Origin of the sequence: Flavobacterium cellulosilyticum, from assembly GCF_004349355.1 — a bacterium.
GTDB lineage: Bacteria > Bacteroidota > Bacteroidia > Flavobacteriales > Flavobacteriaceae > Flavobacterium > Flavobacterium cellulosilyticum.
The window spans coordinates 1-17676 of record NZ_SMFK01000010.1; the positions used below are offsets into that span (position 1 = coordinate 1).

The following is a 17676-nucleotide window of genomic DNA, read 5'->3' on the forward strand; positions in this document are numbered from 1 at the left end:
GCTACGTTTGGAAGGGATAAGCGCTGAAAGCATATAAGCGCGAAACCCACCACAAGATGAGATTTCTTTTAAGGATCGTGGGAGATGACCACGTTGATAGGCTATAGATGTAAAGGCAGTAATGTCATAGTCGAGTAGTACTAATAATCCGTAAGCTTATGTACACCCTTTTCCCTGGGGCAACTCAGGGAAGAAACTTTCTAATTCAATACTTTTTTCTTTATCTCAGTATGTTAAGATATTTGTCCGCCGCGCGGACAGTCTGAAAGTCAAAAGTCAAAAGTCGAAAGTGTCCTAGGKACATTAAGACATTAGACATTGAAACTTTACGACAAATAGCCTTAAGGTGGTTATTGCGGCGGGGCTCACCTCTTCCCATCCCGAACAGAGTAGTTAAGCCCGCCTGCGCAGATGGTACTGCAGTTATGTGGGAGAGTATGTCGTCGCCTTTCTTTATTGAACCCCAACCTGAAAAGGTTGGGGTTCTTTTTTTTATTGGTATGCCCTGTTCACCTAAGGGCTCGGTTCGTCGCATTTCTTGGATCAAGCGGAAAAGTTGAAAAAGGATAGTAAAAAGATGTTAAACTAAAGACCTAACAATAGGAAACCATATTAAAAGTACTAAATTTGCAATGCAGACCACCTTATCGTCCATGCGTTGGTATGGGAGGAAAGTCCGGACACCACAGAGAAGCATAGCGGGTAACGCCCGTCGGTTCCAATATCGGGATTAGGACAAGTGCAACAGAAAGTATGTACAGGTAATGCTGTAGTGAAACCAGGTAAACTCTATGCGGTGAAATTTCAAGTATATCGGCATTTAAGGGTTCTCGCCCGTTGTCGAAGGGTAGAAAGATGGAGTGCGTGAGTAATTACGTGCCTAGATAAATGATAAGGCTCCGATTTATCGGAGACAGAATCCGGCTTATAGGTCTGCATTTTTTAAAATTAGTTAAAGCATCTTTGAAAGCTGCAATTTTATCCCAGATTTGCAAATTAGATTAAATTTTAAATGGAAATATGTAATCTGCAAATCTGTGGGTTTAAATTATTTGGCTTTAAACAGACTTTTGTAATTTTCCCAATGAGAAAAGATCAAAAATAGGTTTCCAAAAAACACAAATAAAGCGAATGGAATTCCTTGTGGAGTTAAGAAAAAATTAATAAAAACAATATTAATGGTTACAGGAAAAATAAGGATATTCGCGAGGGTTACATAGCGGCCAGTAATAAAAGAGAGTCCGCAAATTAATTCTACTGATTTTGCTAATGGCATCAAATAAGAGGAAGCTACTAGACCTAATTGAAATGCCTTGAAATCACCTTCAAATGTTGGTTGGGGAAACAACTTCAAAAAGAAGCCAATAGAGGTCACAAGAAATACAATGCCGATTGTAATTCGAATAAATAATGTAGCATATTTCATAGCATACTGTTTTAAAGGTTAATAGTATCATAAATATAAGGAAAAATCTCAATATAATTTATCGTATTTTTGTTTTTTTTAATAAAATTATTCTTTTGAGAACATCAATAATAAAAAGGATCCAAAATCCGAGCCAGTTCAAACAACTATTATTATCATGGGCACATCATTATCGGGAAGTAATTTTCATGGACAGCAACGATTATCCACAAAAGTATTCCAGTTATGATTGTATTCTTGCAATTGATGCATTTACAACCATAAAAACCGATTGTTTTAATGCCTTCGAAGATTTAAAACAATACCAGCAAAAGAATAAAGATTGGCTTTTTGGTTATTTGTCTTATGATTTGAAAAATGATATTGAAGCATTAAATTCTGCAAATTTTGATGGGTTACAGTTTTCTGATTTATTTTTCTTTCAGCCTAAAAAACTGTTTTTATTAAAAGGAAATGAACTCGAGATTCAATATCTTAGGATGTGTGATGATGAAATAGAGGAGGATTTTGAGAAAATAAGTACTGAGTGTTCAGTACTTAGTATTCGGTCTTCTACAATTGATATAAAGCAGCGAATATCTAAAGAAAAATATCTTGAAAAAGCTTCTAAAATATTAGATTATATTCATCGAGGAGATATTTATGAAGCTAATTTTTGTATGGAATTTTTTGCTGAAAATGCAATCATTAATCCATTAGATAAATTCATAAAACTCAATGAAATTTCGAAATCACCTTTTGCAGTGTATCTTAAAAACAACACTCAATTTTTACTTTCTGCTTCTCCAGAACGCTATTTAAAAAAAGAAGGAGAAAATCTTATTTCTCAACCTATAAAAGGAACGGCAAAACGATTTATTGATGCTTTCGATGATGAAAAGTCTAAAAACAAATTGGCTTTGGATCCTAAAGAACGTTCGGAAAATATTATGATATCGGACTTGGTTAGAAATGATTTATCAAAAACTGCTCAAAAAGGATCTGTAAATGTAGAAGAATTATGTGGTATTTATTCTTTCGAACAAGTACATCAAATGATTTCTACAATAACAGCAAAACTCGACAGTCAATACACTGTTGTAGATGCAATAAAAGCTTCGTTTCCAATGGGAAGTATGACCGGCACACCAAAGGTTTCAGTTATGAAAATTATCGAAGAATTAGAAGAGACTAAACGAGGTTTATATAGTGGAGCAGTAGGTTATTTTACTCCTAATGGTGATTTTGATTTTAATGTGGTTATTAGAAGTATTTTATACAATCAAAAAAATAAATACATTTCTTTTTCGGTTGGTAGCGCCATAACTTCGCTATCTATTCCTGAAAATGAATATGAAGAATGTTTACTCAAAGCAAAAGCAATGCTTGAAGTATTGAGTTAATGTATAATCATAAATTTGGTTTATAATTAATATTTTGTACTAATTCAGTTGAAATAACTAAATTTGAAAATGCTAGAAAAACTCCAAATTCATATTGCTCAAAATTTCGATTTTCTTAAGAATAAAAAATTACTACTGGCTACCAGCGGTGGTCTGGATAGCATGGTGATGGTGCATTTACTGCATAAGATGTCTTTTACTATTGCAATTGCCCATTGTAATTTTCAACTTCGTGGTGTAGAAAGTTTTGAAGATCAAAATTTTGTAAATGAATATGCTAGAGCAAATAAAATTCCAATATTTATCACCCAATTTGATACTAAAGCTTTTGCCGAAGATTATAAAGTTTCGACGCAAGTGGCTGCTCGCGATTTGCGTTACAGCTGGTTTTATGAGCTTTTAGAAAATGAAGCATTCGATTATATACTAACAGCGCATCACGCCGATGATAATATTGAAACATTTCTAATCAATCTCGTTCGAGGAACAGGTTTGGATGGTTTGACAGGAATTCCTGCTATAAATGGCAGTGTCATTCGTCCGCTAATGATTTTTTCTCGTCTAGAAATTGAGTCGTATGCTATAGAAAATACTATTTCATGGAGAGAAGATAGTAGTAATGCATCGGATAAATATTTACGAAATAAAATCAGACATCATCTAGTTCCCCTATTGAAGGATTTGAATTCGGATTTTCTTTCTACTTTTCAAAAAACGCAAGCTTTTTTACAAGAAGCCCAAACACAAGTCGAAGATGCATCGATTATGGTCTACCAGCAGGTTGCAAAAGAAAAAGATGATCAGGTTTTTTTTGATTTAAATCAATTGAAACGATTGCCCAATTACACTTCTTATTTGTATCAATGGCTCAATGAATATGGTTTTATGGCCTGGCAAGATATATATAACTTGGTTGATGGACAGTCAGGAAAACAAGTGTTTTCTACTAAGTACAGATTGTTAAAAGATAGAGATTTATTAATTTTGAGCTCTTTTAATCTTGAATTAGAACAGAGAGTATATAGCATCGAAAAAGACCAAATAGAAGTTAAATTTCCCTTAAATCTCTCCTTTTGCAAAGTAGCTGACATTAGCTTAGGTTCAAATAAAGCTATCTTTGTTGATGAAGATGAACTTGTTTATCCATTACGATTACGTAAATGGCAAAAAGGTGATAGTTTTCAACCATTTGGGATGGAGGGTCAGTCAAAAAAAATAAGTAAATATTTTAAGGACGAAAAATTGTCTTTGATAGAAAAAGAAAAAATCTGGCTTTTATGTTCCGAAAATAAAATCATTTGGGTTGTTGGTTTACGCCAAGACGAACGATTTAAAATTAAGAATACAACATCAACTATTTTACAAATAAAATTAGAATGAAGAAAAATATTATTTTTTTATTGGTGGCAATTTTGGCTTTTGTCAATGGACATGCACAATTATTAGATCCAGTAAAATGGACAACTAGTATAGAGAAAAAATCAGAAACTAATTATATATTGACATTTAAAGGTGTTATTGAAGCTGATTGGCATTTGTATTCCCAGTTTACTCCAGATGGAGGTCCATTGGCACTCGAAGTCGTTTTCAAGAACCAAAAAGGGAATTATACTTTAGTGGGCAAAGCCAAAGAAAGTAAAACAAAAACAGCTTACAATGATGTTTTTGAAGTGAATGAAACTTATTTCGAGAAGAAAGCACAAATTCAACAAGAGATTGCAATTGTAAATTCCAAAAACACAAAAGTTGAAGTTTCTTTAAACTATCAAGTGTGCAAAGAAGTTTGTATTAATCAAGAAAAGAAATTCAGTTTTGAAATTCCTACTAGTGCTGCTGCAACACCAAAAGTTGCAGCCGTTGAAAAAACTATTGTAATTCCTGCTGAAATTGACACTGCCAAAGTAGATTCATTGGCACCAAGTTTAGGAACGAGCTATTCCATGGAAGCAGTGCCTGAAAAAGCTGTTCCTGCAGAAAATAAAACCGAATCGCAACGCGGATTATGGTCCATCTTTTTTATTGCATTCCTTTCAGGATTTGCGGCTTTGCTTACGCCTTGTGTTTTTCCAATGATACCTATGACGGTAAGTTTTTTTACAAAACAAAGCAAAACAAGAGCAGCCGGAATTAGAAATGCTATTATTTATGGGGTTGCAATCATCTTAATATATGTATTATTAGGTCTTTTGGTCACTTGGATTTTTGGAGCCGATGCTTTAAATGCACTTTCTACTAATGTGTGGTTTAATATTATTTTCTTTCTATTATTAGTTGTTTTTGCATTCTCGTTTCTGGGAGCATTCGAAATTATGTTGCCTAATTCTTGGTCTAATAAAGTAGATAGCCAAGCCGATAGAGGAGGAGTAATTGGAATTTTATTCATGGCTTTAGCATTAGCTATTGTTTCCTTTTCATGCACAGGACCCATAGTTGGAACCCTTTTAGTCGAAGCTGCTTCTAAGGGTGGAATAGCGCCAGTAATCGGAATGTTCGGTTTTTCATTAGCCTTAGCTTTACCCTTTATGTTATTTGCTATGTTTCCGGGATGGTTGCAATCGTTACCAAAATCAGGAGGATGGCTCAACACGGTAAAAGTAGTTTTAGGATTTCTTGAATTAGCATTAGCTTTTAAGTTTTTATCCAATGCGGATTTAGTCTTACAATTGCATTTATTAGAAAGAGAAGTTTTCTTGGCGATTTGGATAGCCATTTTTGGAACATTAGCGTTTTATTTATTTGGAAAAATTACTTTGCCACATGATAGTCCAATAGCTCATATTTCAGTAGGTAGGTTGTCTTTAGGAATAGTTGTTTTATCCTTTACCATTTATATGATTCCGGGACTTTGGGGAGCGCCTTTAAAATTAATAAATGCTTTCCCACCACCTATGGAGTATAGTGAAAGCCCATTAGGATTTGGGGGTTCGGGTGTAAGTGTTGCAACTGATAAATTGCCGGAAGGTGCAAAATTAGGACCACATCAAATTGTAGTTTTCGATGATTATGATAAAGGAATGGCTTACGCCAAAATAGTGAACAAACCTATAATGCTCGATTTCACAGGTTTTGCTTGTGTAAATTGTCGTAAAATGGAAAATAATGTTTGGTCGGCCCCAAAAGTTTTGTCCATTTTGAAAAACGAAGTGGTACTGATATCCTTATATGTTGATGATAAACGTGATTTGCCAAAAAACGAGCAATTTGTTTCTAAATCTACCGATTCAGAAATTGTAACAATTGGTGATAAATGGACGGATTTTATGATTACGACTTATAAAACAAACACCCAACCTTTGTATGTATTAACAGATTTAAAAGGAAATTCTTTGAATGTAACAAAACCAACAATTAGTTATGTTAATGTTGATGAATTTGAAAGTTGGTTAAAAGTAGGGATCTCAAAATTTAAAAAATAAATAAAGTAGGTATTGCTATTTTATCTAAGATAAACAGCTACAATTACAAAGCTGTTTTTCTATGATTTATGATTTTTTTAATAAATCTGTGAAAATCTGTGGAATCTGTGTCAAAAAACGAGTTTTTCAACTAATTAATTTAAATCTGACAGATATATTTGAACTTGCTTTAAGTATCGATACCCTTAAAAAATACAAACCAGACCCAGAAACTTATAAATGGGACGCAACTAAATTAAGTCAGCAACCGCAAAATATGATCATGATTGCAGCACACAGATAAGATTTTAGCCGGAGCAATAAATGCCGGGCTGCAAAGTGGTTTTATAATGCGTGAAGGCCAATCGTTGTATTCCCTTTCGGATATTCCTACTTATGAAGTCAAATATATTTATGAAATGGCGCTAGTTGTAATCGAAAAATACAAATAATGATTTACGGAAGTCAATAAAAAAAGGGAACTAAATTGAATTAATTCCCTTATATGACTGTCCGTTACTACTATCAATGTGTTTTATTTTGCCATTTCGAGAGAGGATTTGGTAAAAATTTACCAAAATAGTTTTAGTTTCATTGGGTATTAATTCATAAAAAGTGCGATTGAGAAATCGCACTTTTTTTTAGGTCTATAAATTATCTCCTTTTGCCACTTTCAAAGCGTATTGTGCTTTATTAAAATCAGAAATAATTTTTAAATAATCCAGTTGTGCCTGCAGATTAAATTGCTGTGCCTGATAGACTTCAAAGGGTTTTGCCGTACCTATTTTTTGGCGTTCAATACTTTGATTTACGGCTTCGATTGAAAAGGCCAATGCTTGTTTTGCAACGGAAATTTGCTCTTCTGCCATTTGAATTTCGGTAGTTGCCACGACAATTTCCTGCTGATACTGATTTTTAAATTGCGATACTTTATTTTCTTGCAAATCAATTCTCGCTTTCCCTTTTTTAATATCGCCCTGGTATGAAAATCGCCCAAACGGAATATTCCAAAGCAAGGAAACGTTGACCTGATAGGTTGTGTGCAAATTATCCGAGTACCTCCCAAAAGCACCGTTATCAGCACCGATTCGGAGCTTTGGCAACAACAATCCTTGATTTACTGTCTTATTTTCGGTTTGCAATGCATGTAGTTCCGATTGTAATCCTAAATATTGAGGATGCGTTTCAATCGTTTTTTCTTCCGCTAATGAAGGAGTTAATTCGAAGGGAACCAAGTTGGTTTCGGTACTGATCAGCTGCGTTTGTTGTTCCAAATTTAAAAGATTCGACAGCAATGCTGATTTTTTATACCATCCTAATTTTGCCTGAAACATTTCAATTTTTAAATGATTGAAGTTGCTGTTTGCCAATAAATATTCCGATTGATAACGCAATCCGGCATCAACCTGAATTTTCAATTGTTGCGACAAAGTATCGGCCTGACTCACTAATCGTTGCAAGGAAATATATTTCAATTGCTCGTTTTGCATATCAAAATACACTTCAATAGACTGAAGTATTGCTTTGTTTTTTTCGGCAATACTAAAATAGTCGGCTGCCTGTACTTTTTGTTTGGCTGCCAAAGTCTGGTAAATGCCTTTGCTAAAATCTATTTCGGCACTGATCCCTAATCCAGCCCAAAGGTTATTTTGTTCAACATCAGTAAATATTCTGCCATCGGTATTCATAGCGGCACCGCTTAAGTAATGAGTCGTAAATCCGGCATAAAGATTGGGCAACCACCACTCTTTGGCTTTGGCTTGTTCAGCAACTGCCAGTTCGTGTTTTAACAGATACTCTTGAACGGTAAGGCTATTTGCACCTGACAATTGCATGACCGTTTCCAAATCGATTGGGAATCGTTCTTGCGCATGTGTCGGGCAAGAAAGTACAACCATGACCATAACTCCTAAGAGCTGTTGCATTGGTTTTATAAAGTTTCTTTTCGTTATTTTCATTCTTTTTATTTTAAAATAGGTGCAACAATTTGTCCTTCATTAACCAATCCTTTTCCATTAGTAATAACCTGCGTTTTTGGAGTGATTTCGGCATTTATAACCTCAAAATATTCGGTATCTGACAATCCCATTTTAACAGGAATACGTTTGACTACATTGTTTTCTACCACTAATACAAATACTTCATTCTTATAATTTACTTTGGCAACAATGGGCAATGATAAAATATTCTCCCTACTTTGAAGACGAAGCAAGACTTTAGCATACATTCCTGTGATTATTTTCCCTTTGCTGTTGTCAATATCTATTTCAACCTGCATCGTACCGGAGCCACTATCAAGTACTCCCGAGCTTCTGCTAATAGTAGCCTTGTAGATTTCACCTGACAATTCTGGAAAAGTAACCTGCACAGCAACACCGGTTTTTATGGCAACAGCATCTGATTCTGGAACCGGAAGACTGAGCCTAACAGGATTTACTTCCTGAATTTCAACAATGGCTTTGGGGTTCGATTCTTCTAATCCGTTTTGCAACATTGCGCCATTATCCACAAAACGCTTGCTGATGATTCCTGAAAAAGGCGCTTTTATTGTTAGAAACGAAATCCTGTTTTCGATGGCATTTAAACTTGCTTTTGAAACTACGAAATCGGCCTCGGCATTTTCAACAAACTGGATTGGCGTTAAGGCCGGGGTTTTCTCAAAAACAGATTTTAAGCGATTATAAGTTGTTTTTTTTGCCTCGAATTCGGCTATTAACTTTATTTGCTGTTGCATTAATAACGGGTTTTTTAATACAGCAATCGTTTCTCCTTTTGAAACTTTGTCACCAATATCTTTTGAAATACGGGACAAAACCCCACTTTCCATAGCATAAATGGTGACCACTTGATTGGGTTTTGCTGTTCCTGTGATTAGAACCTCTGCAGTAAACGATCTATTTTTGGGCAACTCTACTGCGACTGTCTGCGCGTTATCTGATTTTTTATTTGGATTATTCTTAACTTGATTTTCATTTTTGCAGGCTGAAAATAAGAATCCAACTAATAACAGAAAGATTCCTTGTTTTATATTTAATAATGATTTCATGAATTTTTATTTTTTTGCGATAAGTGAATAAAATATAGGGATAATGTAAAGCGTGATCAGCATCGCCATAAATGTTCCGCCAATGACTACAATGGCCAATGGGACATTAGCCTCTGAACCGGGGTTGGTTGCTAAAGCTGTTGGCAACAATCCTAAAATAGTGGTCGAAGCGGTCATCAATACTGGTCTAAAACGGTCTGAAGATCCTTCGATGATGGCTTCTTGTTTTGATTTGCCTTCTATTAATAATGCATTGATTCGATCTACCAAAATGTTTCCGTACGAAACTGAAATTCCCACCATCATAATAATTCCCATGATGGCTTGAATGCTCATATAAGTTCCTGTAATCCACATTAAAAAAGCTACCCCGATAATCCCGAAAGGAAAGCTCAGAATGATAATCAACGGTTTTCTAAACGATCTGAAAAGTGGCGTAATGATCAAAAAAGCTAGTATAACTGCCAGTGCCAATCCCATTCCTAAACCGCTAAACGACTCTTTAATAATAGCAACTTCCCCCTGAAAATTAATTTCATAACCTGAAGGAACTTGCATATTGCTGATGATTTCCTGGATTTCATCTGAAACGCTTCCTACATCCTTTCCTTCTACATTGGCGTAAACATTAAATTCTCGGCTAAGCTTATGATGATTGATTTCCACAGGGTTTGAGCCATCGGTAATTTTAGCAAAATTGCGAAACGGAATAGTTTTATCTTGCAAACTGCTTCCAACACCTACGTTTTCCAGCACAAATTGATTATTTATTTCACTCTCCGGATAGGTAACTCCAACATAGTAGTGGTTTCCGTTGCGTTCATCAATCCAAAAAGATTTGTTGAAAGTAACAGATGAATTTAAGGCTGAAACCATGTTTTTAATCGCATCAACGGGTTCAATACCTAACGATGCTGCTTTTATTCGATCAATATCAATATTTTTGGCTGGCTGATCCAATCGCTGCAACACCCGCACGTCTCTGGTGGCAGAAAGTGCCGCAACGGTATCCCTGATATTTTCGGCCAATTGGCGTAAAACTTTTAAGTCGTTCCCTTTCACCTGAATGTCTATTGGAGCTGGTTTTCCTTCGTTCAAAGCGGCCGTAATCATGCCGCCTGTATTAAAACTGACTTCTACTCCAGGAAATTTTTCGTGAAACAATTTTCGCAAGCGACGAGCATATTCAAACGTACTCGTTTGATGACTTTCTTTAAGTTGTACACCAATAAAAGCATCTTGTGTTCCTGAATTTGGCGTATAAGCCGCAGGCAAGTCATAGAATACACCTACATTTCCAATAATTTGTTCCAAATCATCAGCCGTTTCCTTTCGAATAACCTGCTCCATTTTGGCAATCGTGGCATTGGTGTTTTGTAGGGTTGTACCGGATTCCATACGCACCATAATTTCCATTTGCCCCACATCAGATTGCGGAAATAATTCGTATCCAGTGTTTTTTAGTATAAAAATAGATAGCATAAAAAGCACGATTGTTATCGCTAAAATTGGTACTCTAAATTTCAGAACTGTGGGTAAACTATTTTGATATTTTCCTCCCAACCGATCAATATAGCGTTGAAATTTTCCCAAGAAGTTTTTCTTTGGCTTTTCATCTGATTTTGGCAATTGATTTCTAAAGAAAAAAGCCGCCATCAAGGGAATTAGCGTTAGGGCAAATAGGTAAGAACCAATCATAGCTCCGGCAACGGTTATGGCTAAGGGCGAAAAAAGAAACTTTGTTATTCCTGTTAAAAAAAACACCGGAAAAAAGACGACTATAATTACCAAAGTAGAAGCCAATACTGGGTTTGCAACTTCTAGTGCGGCATCCTTGGCTGCTGCAAAAGAACTTTTACCCATTTTTAAATGTTTGTCTATATTTTCTAATACTACTATGGAATTATCTACGAGAAGTCCCAATACCAAAGCCAATCCGCCCAAGGTGATGCTGTTAATGGCTTGTCCCGAAATAGACAGCACAATAAAGGCAAACAAGACTGAAAGTGGTAAGCTGATAGCGACAATCAGTGCCGATTTAAAGTTTCCTAAAAATAAGACCAAAATAATCACCACTAAAATTAATCCGCCTAAACCCGCATTTTCCAGACCAGAAATTGCATTTTTCACATAAGAAGATTGGTCAAAAATCACGTTCAATTTTACATCCTTTGGCATTCTTTCTTTCAAACTTGGCAAAGCAGCTTTTACGGCCTCTACGGCCGCAATCGTATTGGCTCCCGGACGTTTAAAAATAGGTAAATACACTTGCTGTTTCCCGTCTACTCGGGCAATGTTGGTTTGGATCGCACTGGCATCTTTGGTTTGTCCAATGTCCTTAATAAAGATAGGTTTCCCGTTTTTGTGAGTAATTACGATGTCGTCAAAATCTTTTACATCTACGATAAGTCCTTTGGCATCTACACCGTAACTTATAGTTCCTATTTGGGCAATTCCCGATGGAATCATGGTCGTGTTTTTTTGAATAGCATCCGAAACTTCTGTTTGAGAAATTCCCAAAGCTTCCATTTTTAAAGGATCAACATACACATAAATCATACGCAAGGAACCTCCGTAAGCCGCAGGAGCAACAATACCTTCTACCCCGCTTAACATCTGGCGCAAGTTCAAATAGGCTACATCGTACAATTCTTTTCCGCTTTTTACATCACTGCTTACGGTGAGTAACATCAATGGTTTTGAAGCCGTAGGATCGAAAGGCTGAATCATTGGAGGCATTGTTCCCGGTGGCTGATAATACATATCGCTTACTGCATAGGAGGAGGTATTTGCCATTGCTTCGGCGGGCTCAACATCTTCTCCGTAGAAATTGGTAACAACACTCACTCCCATAATACTTTTGGAGAGTTGTTTTTCAATTCCGGGCGACTGACCAGTCCAGCGCTCCATGCGACTGGTGATGTCTTTTTCGACTACTTCGGCTGGCATTCCCGGATAAAGGGTAATAATTTGCATCGCCGATTTTTTAAATTGTGGCAGTATGTCCACAGGCATTCGTGGGATAAGTACCCCGGCAATTACCGCTACGATAATGGAAAAGACCAGTACCAAATAGGGGTTTTTGAAAGATGTTTTAATCATTATTTGTGCTTTAGTTTAAAAATTGTTTTTGATAAATGCCATAGCATAGTACGCTGTAAACAATAGTAAAACACTACTGAAACAGGCATAAACAAGTACGCCTTTCTTGATTGAAAGCGAATAAAAGCTATTGCAATCTGTCAGAAAGGGGATTAAACTAAAGGGGGGCCGCGATGCGGATGGTCTGAAATGATGCTTGCCGAACGGCAATTGGGTTCTTCAAGAAATAAATGAGGTTTTATTGCTTTTGAATTGAAAGTAAATTCATAATTAGAAGTAATTACGACAAAAGGACTAACGGATAAAATTAGGCAGTCAATTTGTGGTTGTTGAAACTTTGCTGATTTCAAAACCTCATGTTTGCAATGCATTGGTGGCCAAATAACGGATTGTTCACCCGTGTATTGTCTTCTTAATTCGCAATTTGAAATTTTTTTATGATCCGAATCTCCCGCATGGTCATGTTCGCCTAATGGATGTGCCAAACAAATTAATTGCCACGGAAATAGAATTATTCCCATCAAAAAAAGTAATAGTATGGACTTTTCTTTTTGCATTGTGACAAATCTACCAAAAATTGTCTGGATAGAAAAGCAATAGTTGTACTATCTATACTAACGATATGTCCACATATTTTTTCTTATCAAATCTTATTGCAGAGTAAGGAGTTATAAAAAATGATCTTGACATTTACATCGACTCAGATTGTGATCTTAAAAGCTTTTAATTCTTCCAAAAATGCACTTATATTTTGGTTGGCAACCTAAGCAAACTTCTTGATTCATTTCTTCGGAAGAAAAATATTTTTAGATGTGGGTTTCATTTGAAAAAGAATATAAATCAGTATTCCTTAATTTATTTTTTGAAAGAACTTCGCTGATGAATTCATACAATAACGCAACCTTGTTGGATTAGGTCCATCGTCAAAAAGATGACCTAAATGACAACAGCGTTCGCAGATAATTTCACCACGAACCAATCCTAGGCTTTTATCAACTATTTCTATCACTCTGTTATTATTAATTGGAGCATAAAAACGTGGCCAGTCCCTTCCGGAATAAAACAGCGGTAATTACATCCCGCACAAGAATAATTGACTTTTTTATGATTATCATTAAATTCATTTTGGAAAGGTCGTTCAGTTCCTTTTTACGCAAAATGTAGTTTTGATTTTCGATTAAGTCTTTTTTCGATTTATTATCTGTTTTTATAACTTTCTTTAAAGAAGTGTCATTCGTTGACAATATTTGTTCCTGAACAATTCTGGACTAAACGATTCCAATCTCCATTGGATTTCTTATAGGCTATAAACCCTAGCGCAACAACAGGCCATAATAATAGGTGTTAGTATACTTTCATGACTTTACAAATTAGGTTTTAATTTTTGGAACATATGAATAAGTATAATCTTTATTGTAAGTCATAAGATTATTTCCCCCTGCATAAGAAGAGCGTACACCTAAAAGGGGCAAATTTTGTTCAACTGTTGAGGGATTTAATTGACTACCCTTATCTTTTACTACATCATCCACCGTTTTCAGTACTACAACAGGATAGCATTTTTTTTTATTTAACTCCAATTATTTATCCTTATTTGGAATATAATTTTCTCGTACGATAATTTCTAAAGGGATAATGGGAAGCTCATCAATAGCTTCTTTTAATACCACTTTTTTATACAAATGATTGATACCTAGATAACCTTGTTCTTCAGGCTTTTGATGAATTAAAAAATCGATAACACCATTATTCAGGTATTCTAAATTTTGTTTTAACAATTCATAACCAACAATTCGAATCCCTTTCAATTCGTTTTCTTTAATAAATTTAGCTACGACATGAACTCTAGAATTAGGAATAAAAACACAATCAATCCCATTAAACATATCCGTTGATAAGTGATTTTCAGTGTCGTATTTTATACTTACTTCAGTGAAATTAAATTTTGGAAGTTCTTTTTTTTCTTCAAAGTAAGAATAAAATCCTTTGATTCTTTGCAAATATACATTGGTTCTAGAGGTGCTTTCCAAGAAACGTGTTATTTGAATAATCAAGACATTAGTTTCTTCTTTCATGCCAAAACTGATTAGTTTTCCACCTAAATAGCCACTTTGATATGAATCTTGACCTATATATGTAATAGTATCAATTTCAGGTATGTTAGAATCAATTAACACAATTGGACTGTTTTTTTTCTTGTATTCAGTCAAAAAAGAAACCGATTCTTCATAAAAAATGGGTGCAAATAACAAGCCGTCATATTCATTTTCCAAGATATTATTTGCATTAGTATTAAAAGAAGTAGTATTATAATCGTAATAATAATAGTCAATTGTTACACCAAAATTAGCAAACTCCTGAGCCGCTTTGATTATCCCAATTACGGGTGCTTTCCAATATTCAAGTCCTTCATTTGAAGGAAGGAAAACTGCAAATATGAATTTTTTATTAAACGCCAAATTACTGGCAAAAATATTCTTTTTATAACCATGCTCTTTAATAATTGCATTTACTTTGGCTATGTTTTCTTCAGTAACTTGACCACGATTGTGTATAATTCTATCGACCGTTCCTACTGAAACATTAGCAATTTCTGCTATTTTTTTAATTGTTATGATAGCTATTATCTTTTATATTTTTTGTAAATTTAACTATTTTTCAAAATAATGACTATTTTTTTGGTTTAATTTTGTTAGTATTTAGTTTAAATATTTTTATATTTGCAGCCCACGTGTGCGAACACGATAAAATAATAATTTTATGTCTAATCGAATTGTAACTTTCGGTGAAATTTTATTAAGGCTTTCACCTCCAAGTCATTTGCGTATTACGCAAGCTACATCTTTTGACTCCTATTATGGTTGTGCAGAGGCTAATGTAGCTGCTTCATTATCTAAGTTTGGTTTGCCTGTAAAATTTGTTACTGCAGTTCCAGATAATGAATTAGGAGAATCATCTTTGAGTATGTTGCGTTCGTTTGGAGTGAATCCGATTGTATCGGTGCAAGGAAAAAGATTAGGTATTTATTATTTTGAGCAAGGAGCTTCTGAACGTCCTGGGAAAGTAGTTTATGATCGAGAAGATTCTTCTTTTTCGACGTTAAAAATGGGAATGATTGATTGGAGAACTATTTTTAAAAAAGCAAATTGGTTTCATTGGTCTGGAATAACTCCATCTTTGTCTCAGGATTTGGCTAATTTGTGTAAGGAAGCTTTAGAGGTTGCGACTGAAATGGGATTAACTATTTCGGCCGATTTGAATTACAGACCCAAGCTTTGGCAATATGGCAAAAAAGCCAATGAAATAATGCCTGATTTGGTACAGCATTGCGATCTCTTATTAGGTGGCGTAGATGAATCTGAAAGTGTTTTAGGAGTACCTAGAAATGAATTAGATACAGACGATATTGTTTTTGCTAATTGGATGAAAGTGTATCCTAGATTAAAAAATATAGTCTCCACACATCGTATGGACGCCAATGCTTCATCTAATGGTATTAGCGCTTCATTGTGGAATGGAAAAAAATTACTGCATTCTCGCAAATACAATATTTCTCATATTATTGATAGAATAGGTGCAGGAGATGCTTTTATGGCAGGAATTATTTACGGATTGATTACCTGGCCAGAAGATCATCAAATGGCCTTGGAATATGCAGTAGCTGCTACCTGTTTGAAACATTCTATTTCGGGCGATATCAACTTGGCAACCGTAAATGAAATAAAAGCACTTGTAAGTGGCGCTGGAGGCGGAAGAGTTTCCAGATAAAATTTAAATTATAAATACAAATTACAATTAAAAATAAAAAAAAATGGCGAAAAAAGTAGTAACGTTTGGTGAGATAATGTTAAGATTAGCACCACAAGGATTTTTAAGATTTTCACAAGCAGACAATTTTGATGTTGTATATGGTGGTGGAGAATCTAACGTAGCAGTTTCATTAGCAAACTATGGGATTTCAGTAGATTTCGTAACTCGATTACCAAAAAATGATATTGGTCAATGTGCGATGATGGAAATGCGTAAAAGAGGCGTTGGAGTAGATAAAATTATTTGGGGTGGTGAGCGTTTAGGAATTTATTTCTTAGAAACTGGAGCTGTATCTAGAGGAAGTAAAGTAGTATATGACAGAGCACATTCTTCTATGTCTTCTATCGAACCAGGAATGATCAATTGGAAAGAAGTTTTTGAAGGAGTAGAGTGGTTTCACTGGACTGGTATTACTCCAGCAATTTCTCAAAGTTCTGCTGATGCTTGTTTAGAAGCGGTTAAAGCGGCTAGCGCTTTAGGAATTACAATTTCTACGGATTTGAATTACCGTGCTAAATTATGGAATTTCTGTGATAGCGCACAAAGAGAAAAAATCATGACTGAATTAACATCTTATTGTGATGTTGTTTTAGGAAATGAAGAAGATGCTGAAATGCACTTTGGAATCAAACCTGCTGGAGCAGCAGTTCAAACACATGGACATGATGTGAAAGCAGAAGCTTTCTTATCTGTTTGTCAACAAATGATGGAAAAATTCCCAAAAGCCAAAAAAGTAATCACTACTTTAAGAGGTTCTATATCTGCATCTCATAATACATGGGCTGGAGTTTTATACGATGGAAAAGAAATGTTACAAACGCGTCAATATCAAATTACGGATATCGTTGACAGAGTAGGTGGTGGTGATTCATTCATGGGAGGTTTAATCTACGGATTATTAACTTATCCTGATAATGATCAAAATGCTTTAGATTTCGCAGTTGCAGCTTCTTGCTTAAAACACACTATCAAAGGAGATGCTAACTTGGTAACTGTTGATGAAGTAAATAAATTAATGGGTGGTGATGCTTCAGGTAGAGTTGCTAGATAATTAAGGAATTATGATACTAGATACACTAAATAACGGATCACAATACACAAGCTTACATCCTTTGTTTGCAAAAGCTTTTGATTTCATGAGTCAAAATGACTTAGTAAACTTGGAAGATGGTGTTATACAAATTGAAGAAGGTCTAAAAGTAATTGTTAGTAAAGCAAATGGAAAAACGGCAGAAGCTAGTTTAACTAAATTTGAATGTCACGATAAAAACATAGATATTCAGGTTTGTGTAAGCGGATTGGAAACGATTTATTGGAAACCAAGAGAGAAATGTGTAACTCCAAACGGTGATTACAATCCTGAAAAGGATGTACGTTTCTTTAATGATACTCCAGACATGAAATTTCAATTAACAGACGGACAGTTTGTGATATTTTATCCAGGCGATGTTCATGCTCCAATGATTGGAGAAGGTGAAATCAAAAAATTGGTATTTAAAGTTAAAATTTAAAAAA

15 protein-coding genes, 2 rRNA genes and 1 other RNA gene are annotated in these 17676 nt (G+C 35.0%); 10 read left to right on the top strand and 8 right to left on the bottom strand.

Features of this window, described 5'->3' with window-relative positions:
- From E0F76_RS13475 to rnpB, 3 genes are all read left to right on the top strand, one after another.
- Positions 1 to 164, top strand: a 23S ribosomal RNA gene (locus E0F76_RS13475); the annotation flags it as partial.
- 178 nt (positions 165 to 342) lie between these two features.
- Positions 343 to 452, top strand: a 5S ribosomal RNA gene (gene rrf / locus E0F76_RS13480).
- A gap of 179 nt (positions 453 to 631) precedes the next feature.
- An RNA gene (rnpB, locus tag E0F76_RS13485) (RNase P RNA component class A) lies at positions 632 to 944 on the top strand.
- A 104-nt stretch (positions 945 to 1048) separates the two neighbouring features.
- On the opposite strand, the gene E0F76_RS13490 is transcribed toward rnpB, so the two are convergent.
- Positions 1049 to 1426, bottom strand: coding sequence for a DoxX family protein (locus tag E0F76_RS13490; protein WP_132007022.1), 378 nt, complete (start codon positions 1424 to 1426; stop codon positions 1049 to 1051).
- A 95-nt stretch (positions 1427 to 1521) separates the two neighbouring features.
- On the opposite strand from E0F76_RS13490, the gene E0F76_RS13495 reads away from it, so the two are divergent.
- The 4 genes from E0F76_RS13495 to E0F76_RS19355 all read left to right on the top strand — a co-directional run bounded on the left by E0F76_RS13495 (position 1522) and on the right by E0F76_RS19355 (position 6655).
- Positions 1522 to 2808: an anthranilate synthase component I family protein gene (locus tag E0F76_RS13495; RefSeq protein ID WP_132007025.1), complete on the top strand. Its 1287-nt coding sequence runs from the start codon at positions 1522 to 1524 to the stop codon at positions 2806 to 2808.
- Between the two features lie 69 nt (positions 2809 to 2877).
- Complete coding sequence (tilS, locus tag E0F76_RS13500) at positions 2878 to 4188, top strand: tRNA lysidine(34) synthetase TilS (RefSeq protein WP_132007028.1); 1311 nt, start codon at positions 2878 to 2880, stop codon at positions 4186 to 4188.
- Positions 4185 to 6224 carry a protein-disulfide reductase DsbD family protein gene (locus tag E0F76_RS13505; protein WP_132007031.1) on the top strand — a complete coding sequence of 680 codons (2040 nt, stop codon included), beginning with the start codon at positions 4185 to 4187 and terminating at the stop codon, positions 6222 to 6224. Before tilS ends, E0F76_RS13505 begins: the two co-directional genes overlap by 4 nt.
- 266 nt (positions 6225 to 6490) lie before the next feature.
- Positions 6491 to 6655 carry a hypothetical protein gene (locus E0F76_RS19355; protein ID WP_165932707.1) on the top strand — a complete coding sequence of 55 codons (165 nt, stop codon included), beginning with the start codon at positions 6491 to 6493 and terminating at the stop codon, positions 6653 to 6655.
- A gap of 195 nt (positions 6656 to 6850) precedes the next feature.
- Here E0F76_RS19355 and E0F76_RS13510 read toward each other — a convergent pair whose 3' ends face one another.
- The 7 genes from E0F76_RS13510 to E0F76_RS13540 form a co-directional block, all read right to left on the bottom strand.
- A complete protein-coding gene (locus tag E0F76_RS13510) occupies positions 6851 to 8161 on the bottom strand; it encodes a TolC family protein (protein ID WP_132007035.1) in 1311 nt (436 codons plus the stop codon).
- 5 nt (positions 8162 to 8166) lie between these two features.
- Positions 8167 to 9249 carry an efflux RND transporter periplasmic adaptor subunit gene (locus E0F76_RS13515; RefSeq protein ID WP_132007038.1) on the bottom strand — a complete coding sequence of 361 codons (1083 nt, stop codon included), beginning with the start codon at positions 9247 to 9249 and terminating at the stop codon, positions 8167 to 8169.
- A gap of 6 nt (positions 9250 to 9255) precedes the next feature.
- Positions 9256 to 12351 (bottom strand): efflux RND transporter permease subunit, encoded by a 3096-nt coding sequence (locus E0F76_RS13520; RefSeq protein ID WP_132007041.1) that lies wholly within the window; start codon positions 12349 to 12351, stop codon positions 9256 to 9258.
- Between the two features lie 152 nt (positions 12352 to 12503).
- Positions 12504 to 12908: a hypothetical protein gene (locus E0F76_RS13525; RefSeq protein ID WP_132007044.1), complete on the bottom strand. Its 405-nt coding sequence runs from the start codon at positions 12906 to 12908 to the stop codon at positions 12504 to 12506.
- A gap of 293 nt (positions 12909 to 13201) precedes the next feature.
- Positions 13202 to 13360, bottom strand: a complete 159-nt coding sequence (locus tag E0F76_RS19725; protein WP_246022064.1) for a peptide-methionine (R)-S-oxide reductase — start codon at positions 13358 to 13360, stop codon at positions 13202 to 13204.
- A 361-nt stretch (positions 13361 to 13721) separates the two neighbouring features.
- Positions 13722 to 13931 carry a hypothetical protein gene (locus E0F76_RS13535; RefSeq protein ID WP_132007047.1) on the bottom strand — a complete coding sequence of 70 codons (210 nt, stop codon included), beginning with the start codon at positions 13929 to 13931 and terminating at the stop codon, positions 13722 to 13724.
- Positions 13932 to 14978, bottom strand: a complete 1047-nt coding sequence (locus E0F76_RS13540; RefSeq protein ID WP_342773091.1) for a LacI family DNA-binding transcriptional regulator — start codon at positions 14976 to 14978, stop codon at positions 13932 to 13934.
- 133 nt (positions 14979 to 15111) lie between these two features.
- Between E0F76_RS13540 and E0F76_RS13545 the strand changes: the two genes are divergently transcribed.
- From E0F76_RS13545 to E0F76_RS13555, 3 genes are read left to right on the top strand one after another with little or no spacing between them, the layout of a single operon-like run.
- Complete coding sequence (locus E0F76_RS13545; RefSeq protein ID WP_132007053.1) at positions 15112 to 16119, top strand: sugar kinase; 1008 nt, start codon at positions 15112 to 15114, stop codon at positions 16117 to 16119.
- 43 nt (positions 16120 to 16162) lie between these two features.
- The gene (locus tag E0F76_RS13550) at positions 16163 to 17212 is read left to right on the top strand and encodes a sugar kinase (protein WP_132007056.1); all 1050 of its coding nucleotides are present in this window, start codon (positions 16163 to 16165) and stop codon (positions 17210 to 17212) included.
- Positions 17213 to 17222: 10 nt separating this feature from the next.
- Positions 17223 to 17672 carry a YhcH/YjgK/YiaL family protein gene (locus E0F76_RS13555; RefSeq protein WP_132007059.1) on the top strand — a complete coding sequence of 150 codons (450 nt, stop codon included), beginning with the start codon at positions 17223 to 17225 and terminating at the stop codon, positions 17670 to 17672.
- Positions 17673 to 17676 lie beyond the last annotated feature (4 nt).